The 26,671-nt window shown below is 37.7% G+C and carries 23 protein-coding genes; 5 read left to right on the forward strand and 18 right to left on the reverse strand.

What is annotated here, in order from left to right:
• Nucleotides 1–56: 56 nt before the first annotated feature.
• From A3860_RS09320 to A3860_RS09365, 9 genes are all read right to left on the reverse strand, one after another.
• On the reverse strand, nt 57–680 hold the full coding sequence (locus tag A3860_RS09320) for a hypothetical protein (protein ID WP_081146387.1): 624 nt from the start codon (nt 678–680) through the stop codon (nt 57–59).
• A 44-nt stretch (nt 681–724) separates the two neighbouring features.
• Nucleotides 725–1,933 carry a hypothetical protein gene (locus tag A3860_RS09325; protein WP_081146388.1) on the reverse strand — a complete coding sequence of 403 codons (1,209 nt, stop codon included), beginning with the start codon at nt 1,931–1,933 and terminating at the stop codon, nt 725–727.
• A gap of 58 nt (nt 1,934–1,991) precedes the next feature.
• Nucleotides 1,992–2,699, reverse strand: coding sequence for a hypothetical protein (locus tag A3860_RS09330; RefSeq protein ID WP_143774026.1), 708 nt, complete (start codon nt 2,697–2,699; stop codon nt 1,992–1,994).
• Between the two features lie 109 nt (nt 2,700–2,808).
• The gene (locus tag A3860_RS09335; protein ID WP_081146391.1) at nt 2,809–3,174 is read right to left on the reverse strand and encodes a response regulator; all 366 of its coding nucleotides are present in this window, start codon (nt 3,172–3,174) and stop codon (nt 2,809–2,811) included.
• A gap of 49 nt (nt 3,175–3,223) precedes the next feature.
• The gene (locus A3860_RS09340; protein ID WP_081146393.1) at nt 3,224–4,162 is read right to left on the reverse strand and encodes a hypothetical protein; all 939 of its coding nucleotides are present in this window, start codon (nt 4,160–4,162) and stop codon (nt 3,224–3,226) included.
• 101 nt (nt 4,163–4,263) lie between these two features.
• Nucleotides 4,264–5,592, reverse strand: coding sequence for a RagB/SusD family nutrient uptake outer membrane protein (locus tag A3860_RS09345; RefSeq protein WP_081146395.1), 1,329 nt, complete (start codon nt 5,590–5,592; stop codon nt 4,264–4,266).
• 43 nt (nt 5,593–5,635) lie between these two features.
• Entirely contained in the window at nt 5,636–5,974 is a 339-nt protein-coding gene (locus A3860_RS09350) for a hypothetical protein (protein WP_081146397.1), read from the reverse strand.
• Between the two features lie 704 nt (nt 5,975–6,678).
• Entirely contained in the window at nt 6,679–6,963 is a 285-nt protein-coding gene (locus A3860_RS09355; protein WP_081146398.1) for a hypothetical protein, read from the reverse strand.
• 614 nt (nt 6,964–7,577) lie between these two features.
• Entirely contained in the window at nt 7,578–7,982 is a 405-nt protein-coding gene (locus A3860_RS09365) for a hypothetical protein (RefSeq protein WP_081146402.1), read from the reverse strand.
• A gap of 729 nt (nt 7,983–8,711) precedes the next feature.
• Here A3860_RS09365 and A3860_RS09370 point away from each other — a divergent pair.
• From A3860_RS09370 to A3860_RS09380, 3 genes are all read left to right on the forward strand, one after another.
• Nucleotides 8,712–9,038, forward strand: coding sequence for a hypothetical protein (locus A3860_RS09370; protein WP_081146404.1), 327 nt, complete (start codon nt 8,712–8,714; stop codon nt 9,036–9,038).
• A 273-nt stretch (nt 9,039–9,311) separates the two neighbouring features.
• A complete protein-coding gene (locus A3860_RS09375) occupies nt 9,312–10,007 on the forward strand; it encodes a hypothetical protein (RefSeq protein ID WP_081146406.1) in 696 nt (231 codons plus the stop codon).
• 73 nt (nt 10,008–10,080) lie between these two features.
• Nucleotides 10,081–14,808 carry an alpha-2-macroglobulin family protein gene (locus A3860_RS09380; RefSeq protein WP_143774027.1) on the forward strand — a complete coding sequence of 1,576 codons (4,728 nt, stop codon included), beginning with the start codon at nt 10,081–10,083 and terminating at the stop codon, nt 14,806–14,808.
• Nucleotides 14,809–15,068: 260 nt separating this feature from the next.
• On the opposite strand, the gene A3860_RS41005 is transcribed toward A3860_RS09380, so the two are convergent.
• A complete protein-coding gene (locus tag A3860_RS41005; RefSeq protein WP_158085180.1) occupies nt 15,069–15,221 on the reverse strand; it encodes a hypothetical protein in 153 nt (50 codons plus the stop codon).
• 237 nt (nt 15,222–15,458) lie between these two features.
• On the opposite strand from A3860_RS41005, the gene A3860_RS09390 reads away from it, so the two are divergent.
• Nucleotides 15,459–16,115: a hypothetical protein gene (locus A3860_RS09390; protein ID WP_081146412.1), complete on the forward strand. Its 657-nt coding sequence runs from the start codon at nt 15,459–15,461 to the stop codon at nt 16,113–16,115.
• A 147-nt stretch (nt 16,116–16,262) separates the two neighbouring features.
• On the opposite strand, the gene A3860_RS09395 is transcribed toward A3860_RS09390, so the two are convergent.
• The 3 genes from A3860_RS09395 to A3860_RS09405 all read right to left on the reverse strand — a co-directional run bounded on the left by A3860_RS09395 (nt 16,263) and on the right by A3860_RS09405 (nt 18,269).
• Nucleotides 16,263–16,856 carry a 5'-methylthioadenosine/S-adenosylhomocysteine nucleosidase family protein gene (locus tag A3860_RS09395; protein WP_081146414.1) on the reverse strand — a complete coding sequence of 198 codons (594 nt, stop codon included), beginning with the start codon at nt 16,854–16,856 and terminating at the stop codon, nt 16,263–16,265.
• Between the two features lie 51 nt (nt 16,857–16,907).
• Nucleotides 16,908–17,300 (reverse strand): hypothetical protein, encoded by a 393-nt coding sequence (locus tag A3860_RS09400; protein WP_081146416.1) that lies wholly within the window; start codon nt 17,298–17,300, stop codon nt 16,908–16,910.
• 84 nt (nt 17,301–17,384) lie between these two features.
• Nucleotides 17,385–18,269 carry a helix-turn-helix transcriptional regulator gene (locus tag A3860_RS09405; protein ID WP_081146418.1) on the reverse strand — a complete coding sequence of 295 codons (885 nt, stop codon included), beginning with the start codon at nt 18,267–18,269 and terminating at the stop codon, nt 17,385–17,387.
• A gap of 162 nt (nt 18,270–18,431) precedes the next feature.
• Here A3860_RS09405 and A3860_RS09410 point away from each other — a divergent pair, with 162 nt between their 5' ends.
• Complete coding sequence (locus tag A3860_RS09410; RefSeq protein WP_081146420.1) at nt 18,432–19,229, forward strand: PhzF family phenazine biosynthesis protein; 798 nt, start codon at nt 18,432–18,434, stop codon at nt 19,227–19,229.
• A 65-nt stretch (nt 19,230–19,294) separates the two neighbouring features.
• Here the strand turns inward: A3860_RS09410 and A3860_RS09415 are convergent, their stop codons facing one another.
• Genes A3860_RS09415 through A3860_RS09435 form a run of 5 tightly spaced genes read right to left on the reverse strand, consistent with a single transcriptional unit; the run spans nt 19,295 to nt 26,666 of the window.
• Nucleotides 19,295–19,987: a 4'-phosphopantetheinyl transferase family protein gene (locus tag A3860_RS09415; protein ID WP_158085181.1), complete on the reverse strand. Its 693-nt coding sequence runs from the start codon at nt 19,985–19,987 to the stop codon at nt 19,295–19,297.
• Nucleotides 19,988–20,000: 13 nt separating this feature from the next.
• Nucleotides 20,001–21,275 (reverse strand): condensation domain-containing protein, encoded by a 1,275-nt coding sequence (locus tag A3860_RS09420; protein ID WP_081146424.1) that lies wholly within the window; start codon nt 21,273–21,275, stop codon nt 20,001–20,003.
• A gap of 58 nt (nt 21,276–21,333) precedes the next feature.
• Nucleotides 21,334–21,609, reverse strand: coding sequence for a hypothetical protein (locus A3860_RS09425; RefSeq protein WP_081146426.1), 276 nt, complete (start codon nt 21,607–21,609; stop codon nt 21,334–21,336).
• A 35-nt stretch (nt 21,610–21,644) separates the two neighbouring features.
• The gene (locus tag A3860_RS09430; RefSeq protein WP_081146428.1) at nt 21,645–24,263 is read right to left on the reverse strand and encodes a non-ribosomal peptide synthetase; all 2,619 of its coding nucleotides are present in this window, start codon (nt 24,261–24,263) and stop codon (nt 21,645–21,647) included.
• A 15-nt stretch (nt 24,264–24,278) separates the two neighbouring features.
• The gene (locus A3860_RS09435) at nt 24,279–26,666 is read right to left on the reverse strand and encodes a PhpK family radical SAM P-methyltransferase (RefSeq protein WP_081146429.1); all 2,388 of its coding nucleotides are present in this window, start codon (nt 26,664–26,666) and stop codon (nt 24,279–24,281) included.
• Nucleotides 26,667–26,671 lie beyond the last annotated feature (5 nt).

A 26,671-nucleotide genomic window follows, 5' to 3' on the forward strand; every position in this document is an offset into this window, starting at 1 on the left:
ACGGTCAGGATGAAGATAAGAAGTGTGTCATTTGAATAAGATTTAAGGTTTACGTATTAGATTAGTCTTTGCCGGCTTTGATCAAAAATTAATAAATAACTTGGCTCAATAGTTCCCTTCACAACATTAATGTATCCTCTACTTTCTTCCCTTATTTCATAACCTGATTTTTGTAACGAATTAAGGAATATTTTGTCTTCAGTAGGCACCCGAACACAACACGCATCAATATTGATAAGCTTATTTACTACAAAAATGAAAATATCAACAAGAGTTGTTGCCAGTTTGAATTTTTCCATTGAGACCAATATGAAGACGGCCTTTTTGTCTTTTATATAAACTGCGTATTCCATATGCTCTACAAAAGATGGATCTTGCAACTTTTCATATTCATCACATATTGGCTGGAAGCATACTCCAATTGTAAGTAGATAACGTTCTGAATTTTTATCTTCTGGTATTCTTCCAAAAAGTTCCTCCTTTACAGTGAGATTTCGCTTACTGTCAGCAAGGCAGCTATAGTAGCAACGTCCTTTGACAGAAAATATATTTAGGGTTTTTATGCCCGAAAACTTCAAAACCACCTTATCCAATGAAATCAAACTCAAGCGAAAAAGTAACTCATTATATTCTACTTCGTGCTTTGTCCTGAACTCGTCAATTGAGATTTCTTTTAGCATACAATAGCTAGTTATTTATTAATTTTCTCTTTGGCATACATCGCTTATTGCTGTTCGGGTTGCCTGCTAAAATGATATGCTAGACCCAATCCAGCAGTATTTTTGAAAATTCCATAGCCGTTCTTTTTGGAATAGGCTAGTAAAAAGGCCCAATCATAAAATCCATTCAATTCAATTCGTGCAGCCCGTGTAAAAAGCATTCCAGCTTTTAAACCTGGCGTCATACCTGCCCTATAGTATTTCAACTCATTTGAGAAATTTGCGACCGAATTTTCAAATTTTGTGTAAAGTTCAGGATGGTTATGACCAAGGATCTGTAGTTTATAACTAATTCCGAAATAAGCATATGGGCATACTTTCCCTAAGTTGTGTCCATAAATTAGCGAAGTACCGACTGTAATAATTGATTGGCGAGAGTTATAAAAAAGAGTCCATCTTGTGGAATCTGATTGACTTTGGCCAGAAACTGTTACTGGTGGTAAATATCCTGCAGAAAGACGCAGCCTGAAACCCTTAAAAAACCAGTTATTGTAAATGTCAATGCCGCCCTCCACATATGTTATTGATTCTTTTTTAAACTTTAGCGGGGAAAGCCAGGTCTTGTTTAGCGAACCAGATGCTACCATCATAGCATGCCCTGCACTGATAAAAGGTACAAAATGAGTACGGGGATGAAATTGGGTAAGAGGCTTGAAGCCGGCGTTACCATTCAACGCATGGGCGAAGTCTATAAGAAAAGATTTTGAAAAAAAAGTACTTTTTAATTGTAATGTGTCAGTTACAATATTACTTTCTGTGCGTGGGTCGAGATATTGGAATTTGTATTCAAACTCTTTTGTATTAAAATAACGGGGCAGAGGTCTAAATGCTGCCTGGGTAACAACAACTGGGTCATAGCGCGAACCAAAACCAATATAAAATTGACGATAGCCACCGAGTTGCTCATAAAGCTGAATGCGATTGCCATCTATCAGGATATGAAGAATTTTCGGACCTTCCTGGTCAATTATTCGCTTATAACAGTCACTACCTGGAAACATTATGGCTCTCACTTCATATAATGAATAGCGTATGGTAGATGCGTTATGCTCTTTAAAGAACACCCTCTCCGGGTCCTTCCAGTGATCAAAGGAAATCTGACCATATAAGGTATCGCCGAAGCGGTTTACGAGGCAGCCATACCTATACATCCTTTGGGCAAAAGAAAATAAAGGAATGGAGAGAACCAACGTCAGGACAATTAAAGGTTTCATAATTGTTTAGATTGCTTTCTTTATTTTATGATGGAATTCTATCAGGCTTGGTATTTCATCAAAACCTATATGTAAAAGCGACCATCTTTGACTTAGCCCCAACATCATATAAACTAGTGTCGCTCATTTCAGATCGAAACAGTTTGGCAGATATTTCAATTCGACTTTTGAACAATAAACCGGCGGATAAGCTAAAAGACCATTCTTGATCCGTTAGGTAAAGAGCATGGGGGTATCGCCAAGGTCTATCACCATAATAAATAACCCCTTCATTCCTAACGATTTTTCGCGTGTTCCAGCCCAAACCACCGCCGGCGAATATTTGAAGTTTGGAGCGCCAAGGACTTTTATACAGCAGGGAAAGCTCCGGGGTTATAGTTCTAAAACGGAAGTCGGTTTTTGTGAATCCGATAATCTGCTCATACCCCTCACCATGAAAGCGCTGATCCCTGTAGGTGACTTCTCCTCTCAAAAGAAACCCTTTCATTTGGGGATTGTCGAGATCTATCGCAGCGGAAATAACAAACCTCTTCGTAGGGTTATACTTTGTATTACTTACTTGATAACCTTCTGTTTTGAAAAAGTCCATAGTTACACCAGGACGGAGGGAAAAATAGACCCATTTGTTAGTAGCACCATTTTCTAATGAGTCCTGTGCGATTAGTGTGCAGTTGGCAAACAACATATAGAGGCTCAGAAATAAATAATTTCGTATAGGTGATTGTTTTATGTTTTGAAGAAATGTGTTAATGGTTTTGGTGCTCATAAACTTATTTTTTAATAAAGTAGTGATGACTATCGTCGTCATTAAACGTACATTTATTTACACATCCTGTGGCTAAGAGATAGTTGCCCGGCGAGGTTTAGAATTTAAACTATGTAAGTTCTTTGATTAATTGATACAATTCTTCTGCTTCGCAGTCTTTAGAAAGAAAAGCATCTGCCCCCATCATCAACATCTTATCCTTGCTGTCGACATCACTCGAAAATCCTATTATCTTAATTGTCTGCCAATCTTTTTTTAAAGCTTTTGCCGTATCAAATCCATTCATTTCTGGCATATTAACATCTAAAATGCATAAGTGGGGTATTTCAGAAGAAACGTTCAACTGTTCAAGTAAGCTTCGCCCATTATCCGCTTCGATTATTACTTTGAAATTCTTGATTTCCAAAAGAGTCTTTAAAGATCGTCGTACACCTTTGTGGTCATCTACTACTGCAATCTTAATATTTGTATTCATGCTCTAGGTTTTTGAAACAAAGAGTGCCTTAATCAATTCGTGTTTAATATTATAATTTGGTTTTTTCAGGCCAGGGAATGCAAATTGTTTTCCCAATTGATTCCCATTTTACCGTTTTAGACATTTCATTTATCCTGGTTAAAATCGTATATCGCGATTCTGCAAAGCCGCCCCTATAGCTTTCAATATTTTCACCGACCAAATGAGCGTCATACACTAAATGATAATTATACCATCTGCGTGCTCTTTCCAGTAAAGCAACATTGCTAATCTTGTTATAATTGAATGAACGTTTTGTCCAAATAAGGACGTCTGAAGTATCCACTTTTATTAAAGAATCCTTTGATGGGGTATGGAATAATTCGTAGCCGATCGGTACATGGATAGAGTCTTTTGAGTTGAAAAAAATATTTAGAGAATTATCAATTGCAGTTATCCTTAGTGTCGAATCATAAGCACTTCTATAGGCAGTAATATTAATTCGAGTTCCTTTCGTAGGCTGAATAGTAATGCCTCCATCGAGTTTCACTCGATTAAAATTTTCATTTACGGTAATCAGTACTTCACCCTCTTTAAAAGAGAACACTCTTTTGGAAGAATCCACCCCGAATATCGTGCAATTATTCATTAATATAATAGTTCCTTTAGAGGTAAAGGAATATTGGCTACCTGTAGGAGTTTCCCTATAATAGAAGCCATCGCTGTCTTTTTCTAGAATGCGGTTTAGTTGAAAAGGTTCTGAGTTATTTTTGTGAATAAGTTGGCCTCGCACTTTTTTGCCGGCGACTAGTTGAATATCTTCTATTATTGTAAGGCCTGTGTCATTAGCTACTGGTTCCAATTCGCTCAATGAATTAGTAGTTGATCTTGACTGCGGTGAATTGCAGCCAATAGAAAGGTAACATAGAAAAACAAATATTTTATGTTTCTTAAAAATATCTGTTGTGTATCTAAATGAAGGCATCATATATGTAAGCATTCTTTTCATTATGGTAAATTTTATATGTCATGTGCGGTAACTGCGGGCCGCAAATGAAATACAGATCACTGAATCATATAACCAAGATTGCTATTAACTGAAATTGATCCTTAATACCACAGTGGTATTGGATAGAGTTGAGCCCTGGCATCAAATCCACCTTTGAGGGGCGCCAAGACTTCAACGATTTTTCCCCATCTTTTTAAGTCGATCCAACGGTGTCCCCATTCTGCAAAAAATTCAACCTTGTTTTCTTGTTCGATTGCATTCATAAGCTGTTGCTCAGTGTAAGAAAGGGGTAACGAAGGTAGTCCTGCGCGATTACGGATGGTATTTAGATCTGAAGCGCATCCAGCTAGATCACCCATTTTCATCCTTGCTTCTGCGCGGATCAGGTATTGCTGAGCGAGTCGAAGGACGATATTATTTTCTTTTGGCTGGGACGCTGACCTGCTTTTATATTTATAGGGAAAGTGATAAGTAAATCCGTAATAGAGCTGAGGCTTGGTCCAATTGTCCTTTCTTTGATCACCAGGTTCGAAACCATCACGTATACTATAATGAAGGGGATATGATGGTTTATCTGTTTTGGAAGATGGTATAAAAATATTTCCTTCAACGGTTTGTATTGACCCAGGGACGGGCACTAACTGAAAGATCGTTTCTTTGCTTTGTGAAAGAAACACCTGGTTTAAATCCGTTTCCAATTTGTATTTCCCCGAATCAATGACCGTACTGGAAGCATCAGCCGCTTTTTTCCATTCATTGCGGTGAAGGTATACCTGGGCCAGCAGCGCCTGGCAGGGCATTCTGGACGGATAGATATTCAACACGTCGTTGTTTAAAAGCGAATCGGCAGCTTTTAGGTCCTTGATAATTTGATCGTAAACTTTGTCCATCTCCGAGAGAGGCAGGTTACGGATTTGTTCATAATCTCCGCTGATTAGCAACGGCACTTTGCCATATAGGTTGGTCAGGTAATAAAAACAAAGCGCCCGCATAAATTTGGCTTCGCCAGTTATTCGGCGTTTTAACTCAGGGCTGACGTTGCCTGACTGCTTAACCCCTTCTATGCAGTAGTTGAATTGGTTAATATGCCTAAAGGCTGTTTGCCACAAATTCTCACTATTTATTGAGTTGCCAGTACCAATGTCATTATCGAAAAACTCATCTTCATATGAATTCGCTTCATAGTTTGATGTCCATAATTCATCCGCGGAAAGACCTGCGAACAATGTCACACCGCCGTTTAGAAAGCATTTGGGGCGGCTCATGATATTAGTATACACGCCTGCTAGGGTCGCCTGCGCCGTTGAATCATTTGCAAAATGATCTGTTAGTGAAATATTTAAAATAGGCTCTTCCACCTGTGATGATTTTTTGCAGGCAGAACATAAAAGAAAGCAAAGCAAAAAAATGCTGAAGCGATTTCTGATCATGATAGAGGGTTAAATAGTGGTCGAATTTGTAGTATGTTGATTACTATTTGTGTTGCAAAATTGTAGTAAACCAGCGGGTCAGCCCTAGATTTGGAATTTTGAAAGTTTTTCTTTTGGGAATACCCATAACTTTGACTGCATTAATTTTTTTCAGAGTTTTTTCCCAAATATCTTCGCTATTAGCAGTTGAATATATTTTCAGCTTTTCTTTTAAAACTTGTTTATTCGTTATTTGCTCAAAAAATAACCGATTATTTTCATCTTCTCGAAGCCATTCATTAAGTTTCCGTTCCTCTTCGTGGGACAGGTCTTCTTCTAGGAACTTCTCTATTAAAATTGCTATGTTATTTACTTTTTCCTGCATAATGAAACTGGTTTTCATATTGACAAGTTTTAGTTAATTATTACCTGGGTTTTGTTCTAAATTAGGGGACCTGTAGAGGAGACTATCGGTATTCAATGGGCACGGATTAATAAAATTGGAACCCAGGTGCTACATAATAGTTCCGCAGGATATTTGGAAAGTTTGAAGCAGATATTTTTTGATTTGATTAAAAGACTGAAGGGACAGGGAGGGCTAGCCGTCTGAACAACTAAATTGTTGCAAGTAACATTCAGTTGAAGGTTGTTTAATTGAAGGCTAAATAGATAGCTATAGAAGTATATAAATTTCGGATGTGACTGAACATTTGGTTCAAGCGTCCCAGTAAAATAAAAGTTATAATGGAGAACATTAAATGTAAATAAAAATAGGATAATGCCAATGAAATCTGCAAACATGGTAATGGAGAGTTAGCTAAAATAATAAGGTTTAATAATTTTAACCGGCAGGTGGAGTTCAGTCTTCTGGACTCACCATCTCAGATGCTTTCAGAGGATCTGAGGCGCCATTGTGTTCAAGTTGAATTGCTGAAGGGAAAAGGTTTTATCAACATAGCAGTTGTTTAATATGATATTATGCGGAAATACAAATCAGGTTATAACATTCATATGCGCAATAGGCTTATTTAATAAAAGCCATTAAAACACCGTAGGCATAATTTTACTTCATCATCTTCGTATCAGTAACATATTTAAGCGAATTCTTCACGATTTTTTTCGCTTTTTCGTAATCGTTTTCCGGTCTGCTTCGGGGATTGTTATATCTCTTAGCAACGCAATATCAACGTGAAGAACTTCAGCCATTCTATGCAGTTCAGCAACGGTAATTTCCCCAACATCGTTAAACAGCCTTTTGAGTCGCTTAGGATTAATCTTGGCATCTTTTGCTAGGCTTGTATACGGCAGTTTTTTTTGCAATTGCCCGAACTTTTTTATGCTTCCATTTTCGAGCAGCTTTTGGGCGGTTTCGTATTTGTTAATGATTTTCATTCTTAGTTGTTACAAACCTTTTAAGTTATCGTAAGCTCCGCTAGGGTCAGCAGGCTATTACCATGCTCACCTTATATATGACGATACTGATCTTCTATGCAGAGAATTTTCTCTGCACTATGGAGTTTCAAGTTTTTCACTGAACTGGAATAAAAACGGGCCAGGTAAAAGAGAATCTCGTTAATGAATACAGACTTAGCTGAGAGCTCTTTATTTTTTGTTTTCAAGGTCGATATTCCCTCCAGTAACATGATTAAGTTGTTACACCGAGGTTTGTAATAATTGCTGTTAGGCGTAATGAATCCAATCTGGCAGCTTAACGAATACAAGTATTTTTTCTCCCAGATGCTTAATACTGGAAAACGGTTAGTCGGCATATAAACGCGACCTTCATTTTGAATTTTGAGGAATTGGTTCATGGCATAGCGATTAAGGTAAAAGAATCGATGCCTAAGCAGAAGAAGAAACTATTGATATGATGATCCGCCACTCATTTGTGCGGGTGAGAACGTAAAACTAATACAAAAAGTCATTCAAAAAATTTTTTGAATACTTTTTTTTAATATTTAAGTTATTCTATTGGTTGTCATAGCATAAATTTTTGGTTATGATAATTATGATATTCTAATAATTAAAAAGATCAAAATAAATATTACCACAAAAATCAAAAGAAAAGAAAGAATACCCCAATACATGTGGTCCCTAATTAATTTAAGAACAATCTCGTTCCCATAATCCTTAACATTGACCAGGAGGTTTGATCGAATAATGGAAATGTCTTTTTCTTTTGAGATTTTGATATATTCATCAGGTACAATTTGTTTTATTCCGGCCAGAAAACGATCAAAATCATCCACTTGTTTAATTTTGGCTATTTCGTTTTGAAGTTCATTTATTTTTATCAATTGTTTAAATAGCTCATCCCTGTGATTATAAGCCAACACCCAATTATCCAGATCCTTTTTTTCGTTCTCTGTCAGTTCTATTTGACTGTTGTACTTCAACAAAATCTGGAACATTCTCTTATTATAGAAATATGATGCTATACTTTTATATAGTGTAAATAGTCTCATAAGTAATAGCTTACTTGAAAACTACGAACAACAATAATTCTTGTGCCCAGGTCTCAGCCTTGATATTAATTTCAAGGCTGAGAAATGGGACTTACGTAGAAACTATGACTGTCGCCTTTTCCCTTTATAAATTCTTGAATCCTGATTTTTCATAATTGCCCAACGTAGTAGATACGCGGCCACAAAAAAATGAAAGTGCTTAGTTGTTTTTACCTACAACCATGCGATACAGTAAAACACTCCGTAAATACTTCCTGATAAGTAACAAAAATTAGAAATTTGGCAAGGTGAGAGCCACAGTAGCTTAAAATAAGAAGGCATGGAACTCAACTTACCGTTAACGAGGCCGTAGGAAGCCTGAGCACGTATAAGTGAGCCCACGCCTAGGACGTGAGCTATCCACTTATCGCCTTGTGCTCTGAAATTTCCTACGTTTCGTTAACAAGACTTAAAGCGAATTGCTTCAAATAATTTATTGAAGAATTGCTAAGATATACTTTTATCTATGCATAGATGTTAGAAAAATTATTTTGTTATGTAAATATAACTTGTTTTGTACATTTACTAATAATATTTAGTAAAAAACTTATTAACATCAATAAATAACTTGGATATATTAATAACTCATTGATTTATAGTAGCAAATTCCTATTTTTTGCCAATTAATTAGAAATAATGGCAAAATCTAAGTTGAAGGCGAAAGGCAAAGAAGCCGAGAAACAGGAAGCTAAGAATCTAAAAAGAAGCAATAAACTTAATTCTCTTAAAAATGAATTTGAGGGAAACAAAATTAAAAGTTTTGATCAGGTATTTGCTATTATGAATGAAACTCCATTAGCCGAAGAGCTAAATATTCCCTTTTTAACTTTTCGAAAAAAAACAAATGATCCCGGAGAGTTTACAGTGAATGAGTTGATAAGATTTGCTCAGTTAATTGATGTGCAATATGAGACTATATCAAACTTTATTCTCAATTTAACTCATTATAAAAGGAAAGTATAAACGCAATTCTTTTATTAAATAACTTTATTTTGGTCAATTGAAACTATTGACGATTTAGTAACTTGGCATTATTATATACCCAACCGGCAGCCATACCATTTTTATTACTTCTAAAATTGCTCACTTTCTTTTGTTTATTGTATCGCTTGGTTATGTAGGTTAAACATATTTTAAGTGATAAATGGTAAAAGATGGTTTAAGCAAATTTGAGCAATCTTAATTGTTCAGTTATGTATTGCATGGAGAATTCGCATCCATCATTAAAACTGCCGTATGAGAATAAAATCTATTGTTTTTGCCTGCCTGTTTTTAACCCTTTCGGGGTATAGTCAACAAAACCCTATAGCAGATACCTGGTACAATATCGAGAGGTCACTTCGCACTAAAGACAATCTGGAAGCAACACGTAAACGCCTGCAGCAATTAAAACAGGAGGCCATAGCCAATAAAGACTATGCAAGCGTTGCCAGGGCCTATTGTTACACAATGCTTTTACAAGATCAAAAAAAAGAAGACACTTTTTACTTTCGCAACTCTGCCTTTATTGACAGTATCCTTTTATCTCCGGCAGATATCGCGCTGAAAGGCATGATGCATTACCTGCAGGGACAGCGGCTGTGGAAGTTCAGCCAAAAATACTTGAAATTTAACCGGGGGTTATATGAAACAAAGGATCTCCCCGTGAATTACGCAGCCTTCACCACGGGAGAGCTGGATAGCCTAATCAAATTTCATTTCGAACAGGCCGTTGCTGCTGCGGTCGATCTTCAGAAAACAGGTAAAGAACCATCCGTAGATAAGGTTATCTGGTTATCCTCCACACCTCTTTCGTTTATTTGGAAGCCATCGCTTGTTGATATTATTTATAAAGAACAGATCAGTTACAATATTTCTGACGAGGAATCGTCTTTCGATAGGAAAAGAGCCAGGCCGTTATTGCCTGTTTTTTTCGAAAGATTCATCTTTTAAAGACAGCACGGTCGGCTTTCAGCCATTCCTGGTGTCCGGGCTGGCTGCATTACATACCGACAATCATGTGTACGTGGTGGATCGCTCAACCGGCCATCCGGTAGCCAATGCAGAAGTAAACGCTTCCTATACCGTGCAAAAGGGCAGTGGGAAAAGTGTAAGGCGCGACACCTTACATCATCATTTTACATCAAATGCTAAAGGGCTTGTGGTATTACCTGACAGGGAAAAAGAATATACGCTGATCATCTCTCATAAGGGCGACAGTCTGCTGGAATCTGCCGAAGTTGAAGCTGCAGAGGTTTCTGATGACGTATACGACAAAGACGACTATGACGACCTTGTAGATTATTATAATGAAAATACCACCGTAGAAATCTTCACTGACAGGTCAATGTATCGACCGGGCCAAACTGTATTTTTTAAAACACTTTTTATTACTAAAAATCCCCGGACAGGTGAGAGCGAGATAATGAACAAAGCCAATCTTAAAAAAGGGTTTTCAAACTGGTTAAAAAAATGGATAAAGGATGTTGAACCAGGGCTTATTTTATCGGATCCCTTCAGTCGGCTTGTGGATTCATTTTACATTCATCCCGACGACTATGGAACGGTGTCAGGTTCCTTTACACTACCTAAAAATGCAGCAACCGGACGATGGCAAATTCGCCCGGACTACCTGGAAACCGGCCACAACACCGGTTCGTTCCAGGTGGAAGAATACAAAAGGCCAACGTATGAAATGACGGTACTGCCACCGGATAGAATTTACAGGCCAGGCGATACCCTTGTGTTTGCATTAAAGCTAAAGTCGTTTGCAGGGGCAGCAATGAACCAAACACTTGTGAAGTATAATGTAGTAAGAACTTATACTTCCAGGCAACGCTATGACGACGATTATTCCACTTTTAAAATAGCAGAAACCACCGCCTACACCGACGAGCTGGGCAGGATCCTGATCCGGGTGCAGGATACCTCCCTGCAACAGGTTGATATCAAAAAGGACATTACTTACAATCTACATGCTTCTGCGACCGATGCCACAGGCGAAACCCACTCAACATCATCGTCTTTGAAAGTGGCCGCCCGTCCTGTACTAATTCGGATACCCTTGTATACGAATACTCATAAAAATGATTTACGTCCCTTATTGATAAATGCCAGGGATGTCAACGACAGGGAAATCGACAGAACCCTGCAGGCCCGGTTATACCGTCTTTCTATTCCGGACAGAAGCTATGATAAAAATTACGCCGGTTATGCTGACCAGTGGAAATATGATCACAAAGACCTCGAAAGCTGGTTTGGCAACGTGCAATTTATGCCATCCGATAAACAGGAGCAGGCAGATTTGGTATATGAAACCACCATCCAAACAGCCAACGCAGAAAAATTTCGCTGGCCACTGGATAAGCTAATCACTGGACGCTACCGACTCGAAGTAACATGCACAGAAGAGGGAATTATTACAGGCGAGGCCTCCAAAACAATTTCCATTTTTGAACCAGGCACCCAACTGCCGGTCCCAAATGAGCAGTTCTTCCATCTTCAGGCCAATTATTTGCGAAAAGACGATACGCTCCACCTGTTTAGCGGTTCAGACATCGACAGCTATTACCGGATCATTCAGCTAAAATACTACGCCTTACAACATGGGAAAAAGACGGTGGTCAACCGGTTTTTTGACGGAGTGCAGCAACGAGGTATTCACGAGTGGATATGGAAACTGCCGGCTGACATTGTTGATCGTTTGCTTATCTCAGAAATTTATGTTGCGCGTGGCAAGGTATTTCATAAAAAAGAAGAAGTTGATATTGATGCCAGTACATTCCAGCCACACGTGATTATTGAGCAGTTTCGCAGTACATTGGTACCAGGTGCACAGGCTACGTATTCAGTGTCTATTAGAACCAAAGACCAGGCCACTGCCGCTCAGCTCATGACCACCATTTACGACGCCTCTCTCGACCGTTTAAAAGAGCACCGCTGGAATATTCCATATCCCGAAAGGAGCCCAGACCTGAAAAGCGAATGGAACACCACCATTACCGATGAAGTTGATAATCTCTCCAATTTCTTGGCGCCGAAACTTCAGAAGACCCTGTCGCAAAAACCGCTGTGGTGGCTTGAAGCGACAGGTTTAACGGGTGCCGCTACCACCGTGATTTCACAAAATCCACTGTTACAATTACAGGGTCGTGTACCGGGGCTTATGATTACAAATGCCACCGGCCTGGATGGAAGTGTCGCAACTATTGCCTATGGCACAACAACCAGAAGATTTTCAACAGGCAATGTTACCACGATTAAAGCATACGGAATCAACAGCATCGATCTAAACAAGTATAAGCAGCCTCTCGTAATTCTGGATGGTGTGCCTTACACCGGCGAGCTGTCTTCTTTGAATATTAAAGAGGTTACCGAGATAATGACGTTGAAAGATGCCGACGCCACCGCTATCTATGGTTCAAGGGGTGCAGCCGGTGTTTTACTAATTAGCACAAAAGGCCACATCAAATTACCTGTCGTGAAGCAGGAACCAGTGCTGAAAGTCAGGAAAAATTTCAACGAAACGGCATTCTTTGCGCCCGCTATTTATGCCGATAAGGATGGAAATTATAAATTCACATTCACCCTGCCGGAGTCATTGACCGAATGGAACTGGAAATTATTAGCGCATACAAAGAATTTGAAATTCGCGTATGCCGAACGAAAGGTGGTGACGCAGCTACCTCTTATGATCCAGCCTCACCTACCAACTATATTGCACCAGGGCGACCGCATCATTCTAAAAAGCCGCATTATCAACCGCGACACCATTAAAATGGTGGGCAAAGCACTGTGTAAAATCGAGGATGCTGTAAGCGGTAGCGATCTGACAGCCGGCATGGTTGCCAGGCCGGAAGTGGCGTTTGAGGTAGGCGGCCAATTAAATATGTTAGCATCTTTTGAATTGAATATCCCCGATTCCTTCCTGCATCCCATTAAAATCGTTCTCACGGCTAAGACCGAAGCATTTGGTGATGGTGAAGAGCATGAAATACCAATACTATCAAAAAGGATATTGGTCAAGCAGAACCAGCAAGTTTATTTGCAAAAAAAGGATACCATTATTAATCCACCTGCATTCATCAGCCAGCTGTATGGCATAGAGCTTTCCCTTGCACAAATGCCACAGGCAGCTTTACTTAATTCCCTGTCTTTTCTCGCCAACTATCCCTATAACTGTGCAGAACAAACTTTTAATAAGCTGTACGCATATGTCACTGCTTTAAAACTTATGAAGAAGGATTCAGCTTTAAGAAGTCTTTATGCAAAAGCTGTTGTTGATCAGAATGAGAAGATTAATCGCGTTGCAACATGCTTATCGCAGGAAACTATGCCTTGGCTGGAGTTAAATGATAAGGTACACAAAGAACAAAGCGATTTACTGGAAATTTTGGACACTAGCGTTTGCAGGAAAAAGATACACGACTATCTCGCAAAACTTGTATTTTATCAACAGGCTGATGGTGGTATCAGCTGGTTTCCGGGAGGACAGTCCAGCCCATATGTGTCATTTTATATTTTAGCCCGTTTTGGAAATTTACACCATAATGAAGGCTGGAAATCTATTGTGAAGGATTATTCAGAGTATAATATCGAAGGTTTTATCCGTAAACTGGTTTCCTATTGCGACGATCAATTGGTACTGTATAACGACGTTCCATTTAATCCGTTTATCTACCGTTGTTACGCCCGTATCTTTTGGCAACAACTTTATCCGTTAAGTGAGGCGTTGGCATCGAAGTTTACTAGATGTCTGACTAAAAGCTGGCAAATGGCGGAAAACATAAACCTGAAGGAAAAAGCATTGCTTTGCCTGGCTACATTACGCTATTGCAATAAATCGGACAGTTTGTGTAAAATGGCAACCGCGACCATCGAGTCTATAAAACAGCAGTCAATTCAGGATAGTGTAAACGGCATCCGGTGGAAAGAGTTGGCCGATGCAGAAGATATCGGATCCACAGCGGAGGAAACACTTGCTTACTTATTGGAGGTATTCCAGGAGGCCGGTGAAGCACCAGGCATGGAGCCAGGGATCATTCAATGGCTACTACATTCCAAAAATGAATACCAATGGAAAACCACTACAGGTACTGCGGCTATTATCTCGATGCTGCTGCGTTCAAAAAAATCAATCGCGAATAACGTTAATACTGTAAATGTACAATTCCCTGAAACTGATGTGCTGGTATCTGACGACCTGCTGAGCGGTAATTGGGTTGCTTTTTATCAAACGGCCCGGTCTTTTCCTTGCATGGTTCACAGGCTATCGGAATCACCAGCAACCGCAACATTCGGATGGTATTATTTTACAGACCGCCCGGACAGTATAAATAATGAAGTAAAGATTCATAAGACAATCACCCACATGAATGAAGAAACGAAACGTTGGGAACAGGTGGCTGATAATGAATTGAAGACGGGTGAGAAGGTTAAAATAACACTTACCATAGAGGCGCCGCACAGACTATCCTATGTGTTTATTAATGACAATAAGGCCGCTGCATTCGATCCGCCGGTGTATAAAAGCGGTTATATGTGGGGCGGTAGTTTTTCTTACTATGAAATGGGGCAGGATGCCGGCAGACATTTTTTTGCTGAATCTATACCGGCAGGAAAAACACAAATTGTGTATGACATGGATGTAACCCAGGAAGGCCGGTTTTCATCAGGCAGGGCTACATTAAAATGCATGTACAATCCCGAGACTGAAGCGTACAGCAACAATCAATCGTTTGAAGTTAGGGAATAATTAAAGGGTAAGTATTTAATATTCATACGTTTAATTAAAATAACTTCAAAAGGTCAGTGGGTATCTTTTGAAGTTTTTTTTAGGAACGCCTGGGAACTGGAGGGAGAGCCATTTAATTATCGCTGGCTGTGTTTTTGGCATCTTTGACCCCGAAAAATACAAGAGGATACTAATTTGAAAGGAAGTGTAAAATGTTTCGTTGAAAACTCAGTTTATATGCAGGAAAAATTAAACATTGCATTTCGTAAATTTTTCCAAACTCATATTCCTGTCTTTTGAAATTGTTGAAGCATTTCAACGCAATATTTAGTGTTTTCCTCTCTTAACTTATCATCTTCTATATCCCGTAAAGTTTCAATGAGATCAGAAATTTTATCCCTGATTATCATATATTGGTCAAATTCTTCAGGCATAGTCTTTTCTTTTATGTGGTTTTTCCAGCCATACAATTTACTAATATACGAGCTCAAATTCAAACTTTGAAATTTATAGAAATGAGCGGAGTATCGGCACCTGGATTTCTGACGAGTAATAAAATCAGGTGAGGTCAGAATACCCATTTTCTTCAACAGAAAATCCATTATGTATTTCAAATTAAAGATAAATGCAATAAATTGTATCTAATTCTATTAACATAAACTCCATGCCTTATGCCATCTTACGTTAAAAAAAAGACGTTTGAAGCGACACCTAACGTCAATTGTCGTTATGACATTACTAACAATGACCGTACGAAAATTGCCACATATAACCCTCAAACTTTTTTAATTCACTTTACATACAGTGGGAGCCCATCATACAGCATAAATCAGTTAAAAGCACTCGGCTATCAAGAATGCAAAAAATTAGGCTTAAGTGGCGAAGAAATAATAAATATTGTATTGCTTATTCAGGATCTACCCATCATTCCTAAAAAAACACGTCAGAATCACACAGAAGAAATAAACCAATCAGTTGAAAATGGGTATCCTGAAATATATATTGATACAGATATAGAGATAAAGGGAGAACAGAAAAGAAACTCTATATTTAATTCGTTTAACGATAAATCTCTAAGGAATAATTATACAGAACCGACAATTGAAAATAATTACGATAACATTAAGCGTAAGAATAGGTATTATATCAAGTTTCAATTCGCTATAAACGGCAAGTTTAAAGTTTTTACGATACCTGGTGATGAAATTAATCTAATTGAAAGTTTAAAAGAAAGAGACTCTAAAATGAATGAATTAAGGAATCACATATCAAATATTCTAAGTAAAGGCTGGAACCCAACTGAAATAAATTATAAAGAATATAACTAGTTATTAAGAAAGTAAAGGTTCAAGAGATCGTTTGGTAAATGGCAAAAAATAACGCGCCTTTATGGGGCTGGTTTAGACGAATGACAAAAGGCTACAATTTTGAAAAAAATATGTTCATTAAGATAAGTTGTTAATGTTTGAATCATATTAGATCGTGATAGGCCAGGTCCTATTAAATATTACATCAATACTTCTTCGAAGTGCTGCAGCAGCTAAATGAACGGTTATATTCCAATCTTTTGCAGCTTTATCATCAATCCCATCAGTGATATATTTTAAGCAAAGAAAGGGTATTTGTTCCTGCATAGACAGCCAGGCCAAGGAATATGCTTCCATATCAACGACTTTATAGTCAGGACATCCACAAACCTCAAAACTATCTCCACTTCCACAAATACCAATTGGGAAATACGGAGTTTCTATGCCATAATTTAGTACGGGTTCAATATTAGAAAATGGAGTTTTATATTTTGGAAAACCCAAAGGTGTTACATTCATGTCTCGTTGAATAAATTGAGTACAGCACACAACTTCTCCTGGCTTAAATTCATTACTACCGGCTGAACCAACATTTATTATGATGCTAGGTTTGCAATCGATTATTTTTTTCATTAGATAATAGATAGATTGAACCTTACCCACTCCAACAAAAAGGGTGTCAAAATCAATAAATTCATTTGCTGCTTCCATCGGTAGGGCAAATACAAATAATGGTTTCAATTTTAGCAAATTCATATCCATATAAACTTTTTGAAGATTAATGATTGGTGGGAAAGTAAGGATTGACAAATATCAGCGGTTGCCTAAAATATCTTTTTGGCAAAATATCCATTTTTCGACTTCTCTAAAAATGACAATTTTTCCGGTTAGAATTTTTTCATTACATAGGACAAATTGCTCAAGTTTTTCTTTATCGTCAAATAATTCGACGCAAACAAGCAATTTGTCATTTGAATTATTTTCTCCTACTTCATACTCGATAATTGATCCACATTCCTCTAAATGAAGTTTTATATAGTACAAGTGCGCTCTTTGTATACCATATCTTTTAGCTTCATCAACTATTTTTCGTGATTTGAAGGGGCGAAATATTTTTTCAATAAATTTTTCTGGTTCAGCGGTTTCCCATCTCCGTAAAAAAATAAGAAGCATTCCCGTTTTTCGAGCTTGAATAATAGTTTCCATTTTTTTTATTTGGAACGTGTAGGGATAATAGGGTTTCTTCTGGTCGGTATAAACCAGTAATGAGAGTCTTATATGAAAGCAGATTTATCTTACAACCATTGAGGGAGGTACGCCAACTTTTCTTTTGTACGCTTTACTAAAGGTATAAACATCAGGAAAGCCTGTCGACAAGGCAATTTGACTAATATTTAATTTCTTTTGTCTTATAAGTTCTGTTGCGACCTCAATTTTCCTATTCAACATGTATTGATAGGGCGTAATACGAAAAGCCTGCTTGAAAGTTTTAAAGAAGAAGTGCTCCTGCATCTGTGCATTTTTGGCAACATCTGCAATTTTGGGATCATCTATAAAATAGGCATCCATGTATTCCTTACCCAACAAGAGCCTCTTCATTATTTCGTTGCGGGTAGATTGCTTAACCTTGTTGAGACCGGTTAAAGCATTCCGAATACCCAATTCCTGGCAAATAATTTTTTCTGCCAAATTCAATAAGCATTCTTCATTAAAATTGATCTGTTCACCATTATTTATGGTATTGATAAACGGCCTGAGATATTTGGCTAGTGAAGTCTGGCTATTCAGAGAGAAAACGTTTTCAAATAAATGTAGTTCCATTACCTTATTGAAATCCAGACCTGAATCTGTTTCTGATGTTAAATTCGCATAAACGTCAGAGATAATATCACGGGTTAGGTGGACACAAAATTGTACGACTTCATGAGAGGAATCAACGATTCCGAACCCTTCCTGATTAGCATTTGTGAGCAAATATTGATTCTCAATGACTTGAAAGGTTTTTTTATTCGACTTGTAAATAGCATTACCCTGAATTACGACACGTAAGCAATAATGCTGGAAAGCATTGTTAATCTGAGCATTAGAAAGAGCGCAGGTCAATGCGCAAGATTCTTTGATTGACAGATTAATGACACCTTCCCCATTACTTTTTATGATAGAGCTACTATTCATTTGAGGCAAATTTTGTTCATACAAGTGTGTGATAGCCAATTAATATTCAGGGAGATAGATATTGAGTCGCTAATTTTTGTCAAATCCTGTCTATTTGATTCAGGGCTAATAATATAGCTATTTTCGTGCTTAAATTAGCAAAAAAAAGCAAAGATATCATAAATGGAAAATACTTCAGAAATATTCCAAGTTGATGCGTTTTGTCAAGGCCTATTCACAGGAAATCCTGCAGGTGTATGTCCATTGGAAAACTGGATACCTAACAAAGTGATGCAAGATATTGCTGCTGAAAATAATTTAGCCGAAACCGCATTTTTTGTAAAAAGCGGTAACCAATATGAAATACGCTGGTTTACTCCAATGGTAGAAGTCGATTTGTGCGGTCATGCAACTATGGCTGCAGCCCATGTATTATTCAACCACAAAGGTTATAAAGAAGATACAATAACATTTATGTCACCACGTAGCGGTGAGTTAATGGTTACAAAAACAGCAGACGGGCTGACCTTAGATTTTCCAGTTGATGAATTGAAGCCTGTTAGCATCAAAAATGAAATGGTTCAATGCTTCAAAGCCCTTCCGATTGAAGTCTATAGAGGAAAAACCGACTATATGTTTGTTTTTCCAGATGAAAATGATATCATTAATATTCAGGCTGATTTAATGGAAATAGCAAAATACAAAGATGCAAGAGGTATAATTGTAACCTCTATGGGTAAATCCGTTGATTTTGTTTCCAGATTTTTCGCCCCTCAATCTGGTATTCCTGAAGATCCTGTGACCGGCTCAGCGCATACTACTTTGACGCCCTACTGGAGTAGAAAATTAGGCAAAGATGAAATGACTGCGCATCAGTTATCACCAAGGAAAGGTTTCTTAAAATGTAAAAATCTAGGTGAAAGAATACAGATCAGTGGTACTGCTAAGACTTTCATGGCAGGAAAAATGTTCTTTTCGTAATTTCTGTTAGAAGGTATCTGTGTTTCGTTAAAAAGTTTGAATGAGTTATGCCTTACCATCAATAGTCACTTCTTCAGTAATTGAGCGCCGACATTTTTTATGTCGGCGTTCTTAATTTCATATATGTTTAGTCCGAAGAATGGTAGTGTTGATAACGCTAAATGACAAGAATAGTTAGGACAAATTTTTATCTCTATTAGGTGATAGTTTTTACTACAAACCCTAGCTTTCCTATCCTGGAGCTTTACTGAATTTATTGGAATATTAAAACCTTTGCCAAGAGCTTTTAGAACAGCTTCCTTTTGGGTCCAGTATCTGTAAAAAGCTTCTCTCATATCTGGTGAATTCTGAATTATATTCCATTCAGAAATTGAATAAGTATTCCTGAAATTTTCTATTTGAATATCCTCCAAATGTTCAATATCAATACCAACTTCCCCTTGTATACAAAGGGCACAGATAGCAATCTGGTGGGAATGTGAGATATTAAATTTTATCAGATTTCCTTTAAGAAAAGGCATTCCCCAGCAATTGTAGTCTAAATCAAAAATATTGGCTTTGACATTCAATAATTGTAATCCCCGACTGAGCAGTTTCCTACCAGTTAAAGTGAGCAACCTATCTTCCTTGCGCCGGTAGCTATAAATCCTCGCCTGAAATTCGGTCGAAAAATTGGGTAAAAAGATCTGCATTAATTCATCATAATCTTCCAACCATATTTTAGAATATAAAACTAGTATAGAATCATTTATATTCATACTTTTCATCTTATCAATCCATAAATTGGTTAATTATCTGCGGAAATCTGACAGCCATTTCCTCGCTAGAGATTACCCAGGTAGAAGAATCCCAGGTTACTTTCGCATTGAGATTTTTAGGAGTCTGTTCAGCATAAATACTAAAACCTGTTTTCATTGTTTGAAAATTTCCTTTCGGTTTCTGTTCCATTCTTTCCATGAATAGAGAATTAGGGAACTGCATAGGATCATCGTCCACTATCAGATTACACTCCCTCCCCAGATTTGGAAAACATCCATTTTGCCTTGCCTCAGCTGCCATCGCCCTGTATAATGAGGCGTAATCGTAATTTCTATGAACTAATGCAGCTATGCTGGTTTCTTTAACCCTGGTTAAAAAATCAGGTAGTGGTTCATTCTGATTAACGGAAAACCGAACATGCAAAAGCATCACCAGGTTTATAATAAGGTTTTGCTCTTCGGGACTAAACCGGTTGGCAATAACAAAACTGATAACCAAGTCATCCCTTTTACCGCTTTCAGCCATTAAAAGCAAATGAACAGCAGTAAGAATATTAAATAAAGAAAACTTATTTCGCTTGCAGAAATCAAGGAGAATTTCATAGTGTTCTCCAGTTAACTCGTAAACATAAAAGTTAGCAGATACCTGACCATTTTTACTGGTATCTATAAGCATTGGCGCTCCTTTCAATTGCTGCTGCCAGTAAAGTAAGTTCCTTTCTTCAGTTGCTTTCCTGGTTTCTTCTTTCTTTAAATAATTAATGTATGGCTCCTGTGAAACTTCCGGCAAACTTTCGCCATTAATTATTATTCGATAAGCCTTTTCTATTTCTTTTTCCAGCAGGTTGAACCCTATTTCATCAATAGCCATATGATCACCACATAGACTTAACCAATACTGTTCATTTACATTTACAACTTTGGCTTTAACTGGACATTCGTATTTCAAATCCATTGCTCGATAAGCTTCTTCCAAAATCACCTTTTTTGCATAAGACAGGCATTGGTCTGGTTTAGATCCGTCAAGTACTTCGCCTACTACATTAGCCTTCTGGTTGGGAAAATATTGCCGCCATTCTTCCTTTTCCCGAAACAAACGAATACGCAATCCGGCGTGTGAATCTATGGTATGCTGCACAGCTTTCACAAACGCGCCATAATTAAAATTGTCATTCAACCGATACATCCTTTGGTTGGGGCGTGATGAATTCGGCCACATTTCAAAACGATGTGCAAAGAAGCGTTGGCCTATGGTCAGACGGTAATCCCCTGGTATCGTTGTTTCCATATGTATAGTATTAATGCTGATGGTAACAAATCAATTTACTTACGACATGTATTAACTTTTACTCCATCCTTTTTACAACTATATCAGGTTCCTGGTTTGCCTGTAATTGGCTAACTACAGTCTGTAATTGGTCTATATCCAGATTGGACATATCCAAAGCGCCACATTCCTGGAATTTATTGAAAACAATTGTTGCAGTTACTTCGGCTGCAGCTTCTTGGCCTTCAGGACTAGCAAGGGCAAGTAAGTTTGAAAATTTTTCATCAGATAAAAGGCGATTGTAAAGCTTTTCGGAAATCATTTCAGCAAGCGTGTTCATTTCATTAGTGTCCATAAAACAAATTTTAGGTTAAGGAATTTTATTAATACTCAAAGAGAAAGACTATTAAGAGAATCCAGATAGGCGCCGAGCTTTTGAACTGTTGCCCTTGAAATAATATCGGCTACCCGTAGGTTGAGATTTAATTTTTCATTTATTTGAGCAACTAATTGTGTAGCTGTCAGGGAATGCCCCCCGGCAAGAAAGAAATCATCAGTAGTGCTAATTTTATCCTGGTTTAGAATTCTTTGAAATAAACTAAACAGGTATTCTTCGGTTGGTGTAGCTGGCAATTCCATCTTTCTATTACCGGTTTGTATCCTTTCTACCGGAATATTTTTCAATGCGCCCCTATCAATTTTTCCATTAGGGTTTAAGGGCATTTCGTTCAAAACACAGTAATAATCCGGTACCATATAGCCAGGCAAGATCTCCCGAAGCAATTTCCATAATTCTAACATACATGATTTGGTATATTCAGAATTTGATAACTGTGGGTTTTCCGATTGCTCACCTTTTGTAATAAAGTAACAGTGCAATTCTTTCCCGCTTGTGATACTATCTTTTACCAAAACGACTGCTTCTTTAACTGTCGGCTGGGCATTAACTATGCTTTCAACTTCTCCTATATCAACCCGATGTCCTCTTATTTTAATTTGGTAATCCTTTCTGCCGGCATAGGTTAATACACCATCTGGCCTGTATTTAACAACGTCCCCTGTCCTATACATACTATACCCCATGGCTCCAATTGAATTAGGCAAAAATTTATTCATGGTTAATTCTCGATCATTGATATACCCTTTTCCAACACCATCACCGGCAATATAAAGCTCACCTTCGACGCCCAAAGGAACCATATCAAAGTTTTCATTAAGAACGAATAATTCGGTATTGCAAATCGGTGTACCTATCGGTACGCCCGTTACTTCATAATTATCGAAATCCCGTAGTATGTAAAAAGAAGAAACATCTGCACATTCAGTAACACCGTAAACATTAACGATATCACATTTGCAATGGGGAGATTGAGCCCAATCCTTTAATCGGCCGGCAGCTATGGGTTCGCCTCCTAAGAATAAATATCTAAGGCTTTTTAGTTTATCGTAGCTTTTAGCACAGTTTAATTCTACCAGCGGGTAAAAGGTACTTGGTGTACAGTTCAGGACAGTAATTTGCTGATCGTCAATAATATCAAGAATTTCAGCCGGATCATAAATCCCGCGGTTATACAAATGCAGTTCGGCGCCAGCAATTAATGGCATCATCAAGGTCCGTTGTGTAATGTCAAAGCCAAATGAGCTGATGAGTAAAGATTTATCCTGTGGATTTATACCGAATTCTGTGGTAAACCAGTGCAGTAGATTTCGCCAGCCCTTTTGAAAAACGCCGGCACACTTTGGTATTCCTGTTGATCCGGACGTATAAATCACATAGGCCAGATCTTCTCCGGTAATGGTTGGTTTCTTCAACAGTTCTAAAATTTCAACGCTTTCACTTGCAAAATCTTCTAATACAATCACCGGCAAATCCTTTTTCATCTTTGTTAATTGCCGGATATATTTTTTTTGGGCCACTATTACTTTAAGCTCGGCAGAGTCGAGCATTAGTTTTATCCGATCAGTAGGATAAGAAGGATCAAATGGAACGTATGCGCCACCGCTTTTTAAAACACCCAAAACGCCCACAATCATTTCAATGGATCGATCCGTATAAATGCCAACCAGGTCATCAGTAGTTATTCCCTTGGAGATTAAAAGCGCAGCGAGCTGGTCGGCCTTCTGATCCAATTCAAAATAGGTCAGGTGCTGCTGCCCAGATACCAGTGCTCTATTTTGAGGATTATTAAGAGCATGCTCTTCAAAAAGATTATGGTTACAGCTATATTTAATATCACTGATTTTTGGCCCGTTCAACTCGACAAGTAAAGTTTGAATTTCCTCATCCGAAAGCATGTGTACGCTTTTGATTAATTCAGTTGGACTTGCAATACCATTTTTTAAGGTATTATTAAACCAGGAAGCAAGCTTTTGTATGTTTACAGTGTTGTATAGCTCTTTTTTATAAATTATCGTTCCTTCTAAACGGTCATCTTCCAGATTAAATAAAAAAGCAATATCATTATTAGTTGGAGGTAAAAGGGGATGGATACTCTTCAGTGATATAATAACATCAAATACCGTTGTTCTATCCTGGCCAGGTCTTTCATTGATTTCCTGTAAGACCTGATCAAACGGGTAATTTTGATGCTGGTAAATCTCTACAAGCTCTGATTGAACTGTTTGGATAAAATCAGCAATAGGCATATCTGCTTTTACATTACTCAGAACTGGCATGATATTGATCTGATCACACTCCTTCAGGGATGGTATACCAAAAACTATTTGTGCATTACCAGTGTATTTATATAATAGTATACTCAGATTGGCACATAGCAACGTAAAAATTAAGGATGGCTCATTGTCCGCTATTTCTAAAATTTTATTAACCGTTTGCTGGTCACAACCAAACTGATATATCCCAGTTTCACAACTCGTCTTTTCCGATCTTTTATAATCGTGGATAATATTTGCAGGGGAAATACCTTTTGAAATGATCTGCAGCCAAAAAGCTCTGTCATCTACAGTGGTATCAACAGCCATCTGTATTGGACTTGTTTCTTGTAGCATAAAACAATATTTTATTTAAAATTTAAATTGCTTTTGAAGGTTTTGTTGACTTGAAAGAACCTCAGTTCCAGTATTGTTCCTGTTATATCTGATTTCCGATAATTTGACATTATGATTGGCTTTGACCTGTTCCAATGTCGATGTAAAGAGGCTTTTTATTTTGGTGATACTCGTAAGAATCTCGGCATTGTAAGAAAATTTCAGACCCGAAAAATCTTTGTCATTGGTGCTTCTACCTATTATTGTCAAACCGATGTTTTTATTAATTTCAGGGAAACTAGTAGCAATGTCCGTTAGGGTATTCTGATACTGCCTTTCACACTCCATAAAAGCGTATCTGATCACAGGCACCTGCTGCCCGTATTTTTTTAACCGGTATCGATTAGCGAGTATGTGAAAGCAAAACAAGTAGTTTTTTTTAGCCTGCTTTAGTTCAAAACTCACTTTGCGTTTTAATTCGTCGAAACTCCAGCTTTTATTGATATCGATTATAATTGGAAAATAAACACCTTCCGTCGAACCAATTAATATAGAGATTGTAGAATACCCATCCAGATAACTTAAAGAATACAGCAGCGTACTTAAAACCATTACTCTGTCAACGGTATTTGAATCATACAGTTTATCGCTTTCGAAATCCAATTGATCCCATTCAGTTGGTTTAAATATTTCAGCAGGGTCTGAGAGTAATCTAGATGTAAAACTGTAATCTTTGAATTTTGATAACCAGTATTGCAGTGCTGATTCGTAAGCCTCGCCGGCATACGCTTTAATTATGTCATGGTCCAGCTCCTTAGTCGTGATATTTAGATTGCAACTTTTTTCTATATTATCCAAAAGGTTTATAGGAATTTCCCTTTTGCCGGGGAACAGCATTTTGGCTTTCACACCATTGTTGAAATTTGTCAGATACCTTTTTATCTGTTCGACAGTAAAACCTCTCTGCAGGAGATAATAAATTGATATGAAATTAAAGCCAGGATCAGGTACATATACGGTTGGGCTTTTTAAGCTCATGAACGATTCTTCCATTAAATCACAGGCCTCACGCGCATTCATCGTATTATGTTGCCAATTAAAACTATTGCCTTTTATCCCATGTTTTTCACGGTCCCTCCAAATTGGCGTAGTCGTATCACAATACCAGACTAAGGGCCGGCAAAAATCTGGCGCCGTTTCTTCAATAAAATCCATGGTGTCTTTATATGATTCATAAGTCTCACCAGGAAACCCGACAAAAATTGAAGCGAATGTTAAAATACCATGTTTTCTGAGTAATGTGATTGCCGTAGCATAATCATTACGCCGAGATTTTTTATTCATTATCGACAAAATGGTATCATTTGCAGATTCAATTCCCAGGAAAACTCCTGTACAACCGGCGTCTTTCATAAGCATTATTGCCTCTTCGTCGCTGTTTCCACACCTGTAGAAACAATGCCACCGGAATGGATATTTTTCAGCAATCATCATCCGCATGATACTTTTAAACCTGGTCAATGGAATATTAAAAGTGTCATCACTAAAAAAGACATTCTTTACGGTGCCAACAGCTCTTATAGCATTTAACTGTTCTCTGATCCAATGTTCATCGGTAAAAACATATCTTTCGGCACGTAGCGGGAAAGCACAAAAGGAACACTCAAAGGGGCAACTTTTGGATGTTTTAAGATTTATATACTCGCCAATAGCTTCTTTAGGGAAAAGTGAGTAGTTGATGGGATTTTTATCCAGGGGATTATCTTCACCTTTGACACTGGTGATAACATACTTGCCATGATGCAGGTAACCAATGTTATCAATTGCGTCTAAATCTTCAGCGCATTTTAGTTCTTGAATTATTCTAAATAGCGCAAATTCGCCCTCTTTGCTGAATACATAAATATCGGCGCCCAAATACTTCAAAAAAGCCTGAAGGGTTATATCATCCTTTTCTTCGGTTTGCTTAGACATATATGGACCGCCTACAACAATTTTTACCTTCTGGTTATATTGCCGGATGAATGATATAATTTCAAGAATTGGAGAATCCGAAATGTAAATCGTTGTCGTAATTGCAATCGTAAGAATATCTTCCTGTAATAATTTTTGCCGAAGAAGATCCTTATCGATATTAAAATTATTTATGTAATCGAAACTGAATCCTTTATTGTGAAGAAAAGTGGCTATAGGAGGAATAGCAGGCCATAACAGGTCATGATTGCTGAAACGTCTCTTGCTGAACTGTGAACTCGCATTAAAATATTTATTTAGAATATCCTGCCCCCGGTAGGGCCTTCCTTCAATTTCAATAAAGTTCAAATTTAGGTCCCTGAATGCAACATTATCTTCCCCCATGGATTTTACTTCGGCTACCACTTTGCCAAAGTCCAAATCATTATACCCAATGATTAAGCAATCCATAGTAA

Source organism: Niastella vici (assembly GCF_002077945.1).
Lineage (GTDB): Bacteria > Bacteroidota > Bacteroidia > Chitinophagales > Chitinophagaceae > Niastella > Niastella vici.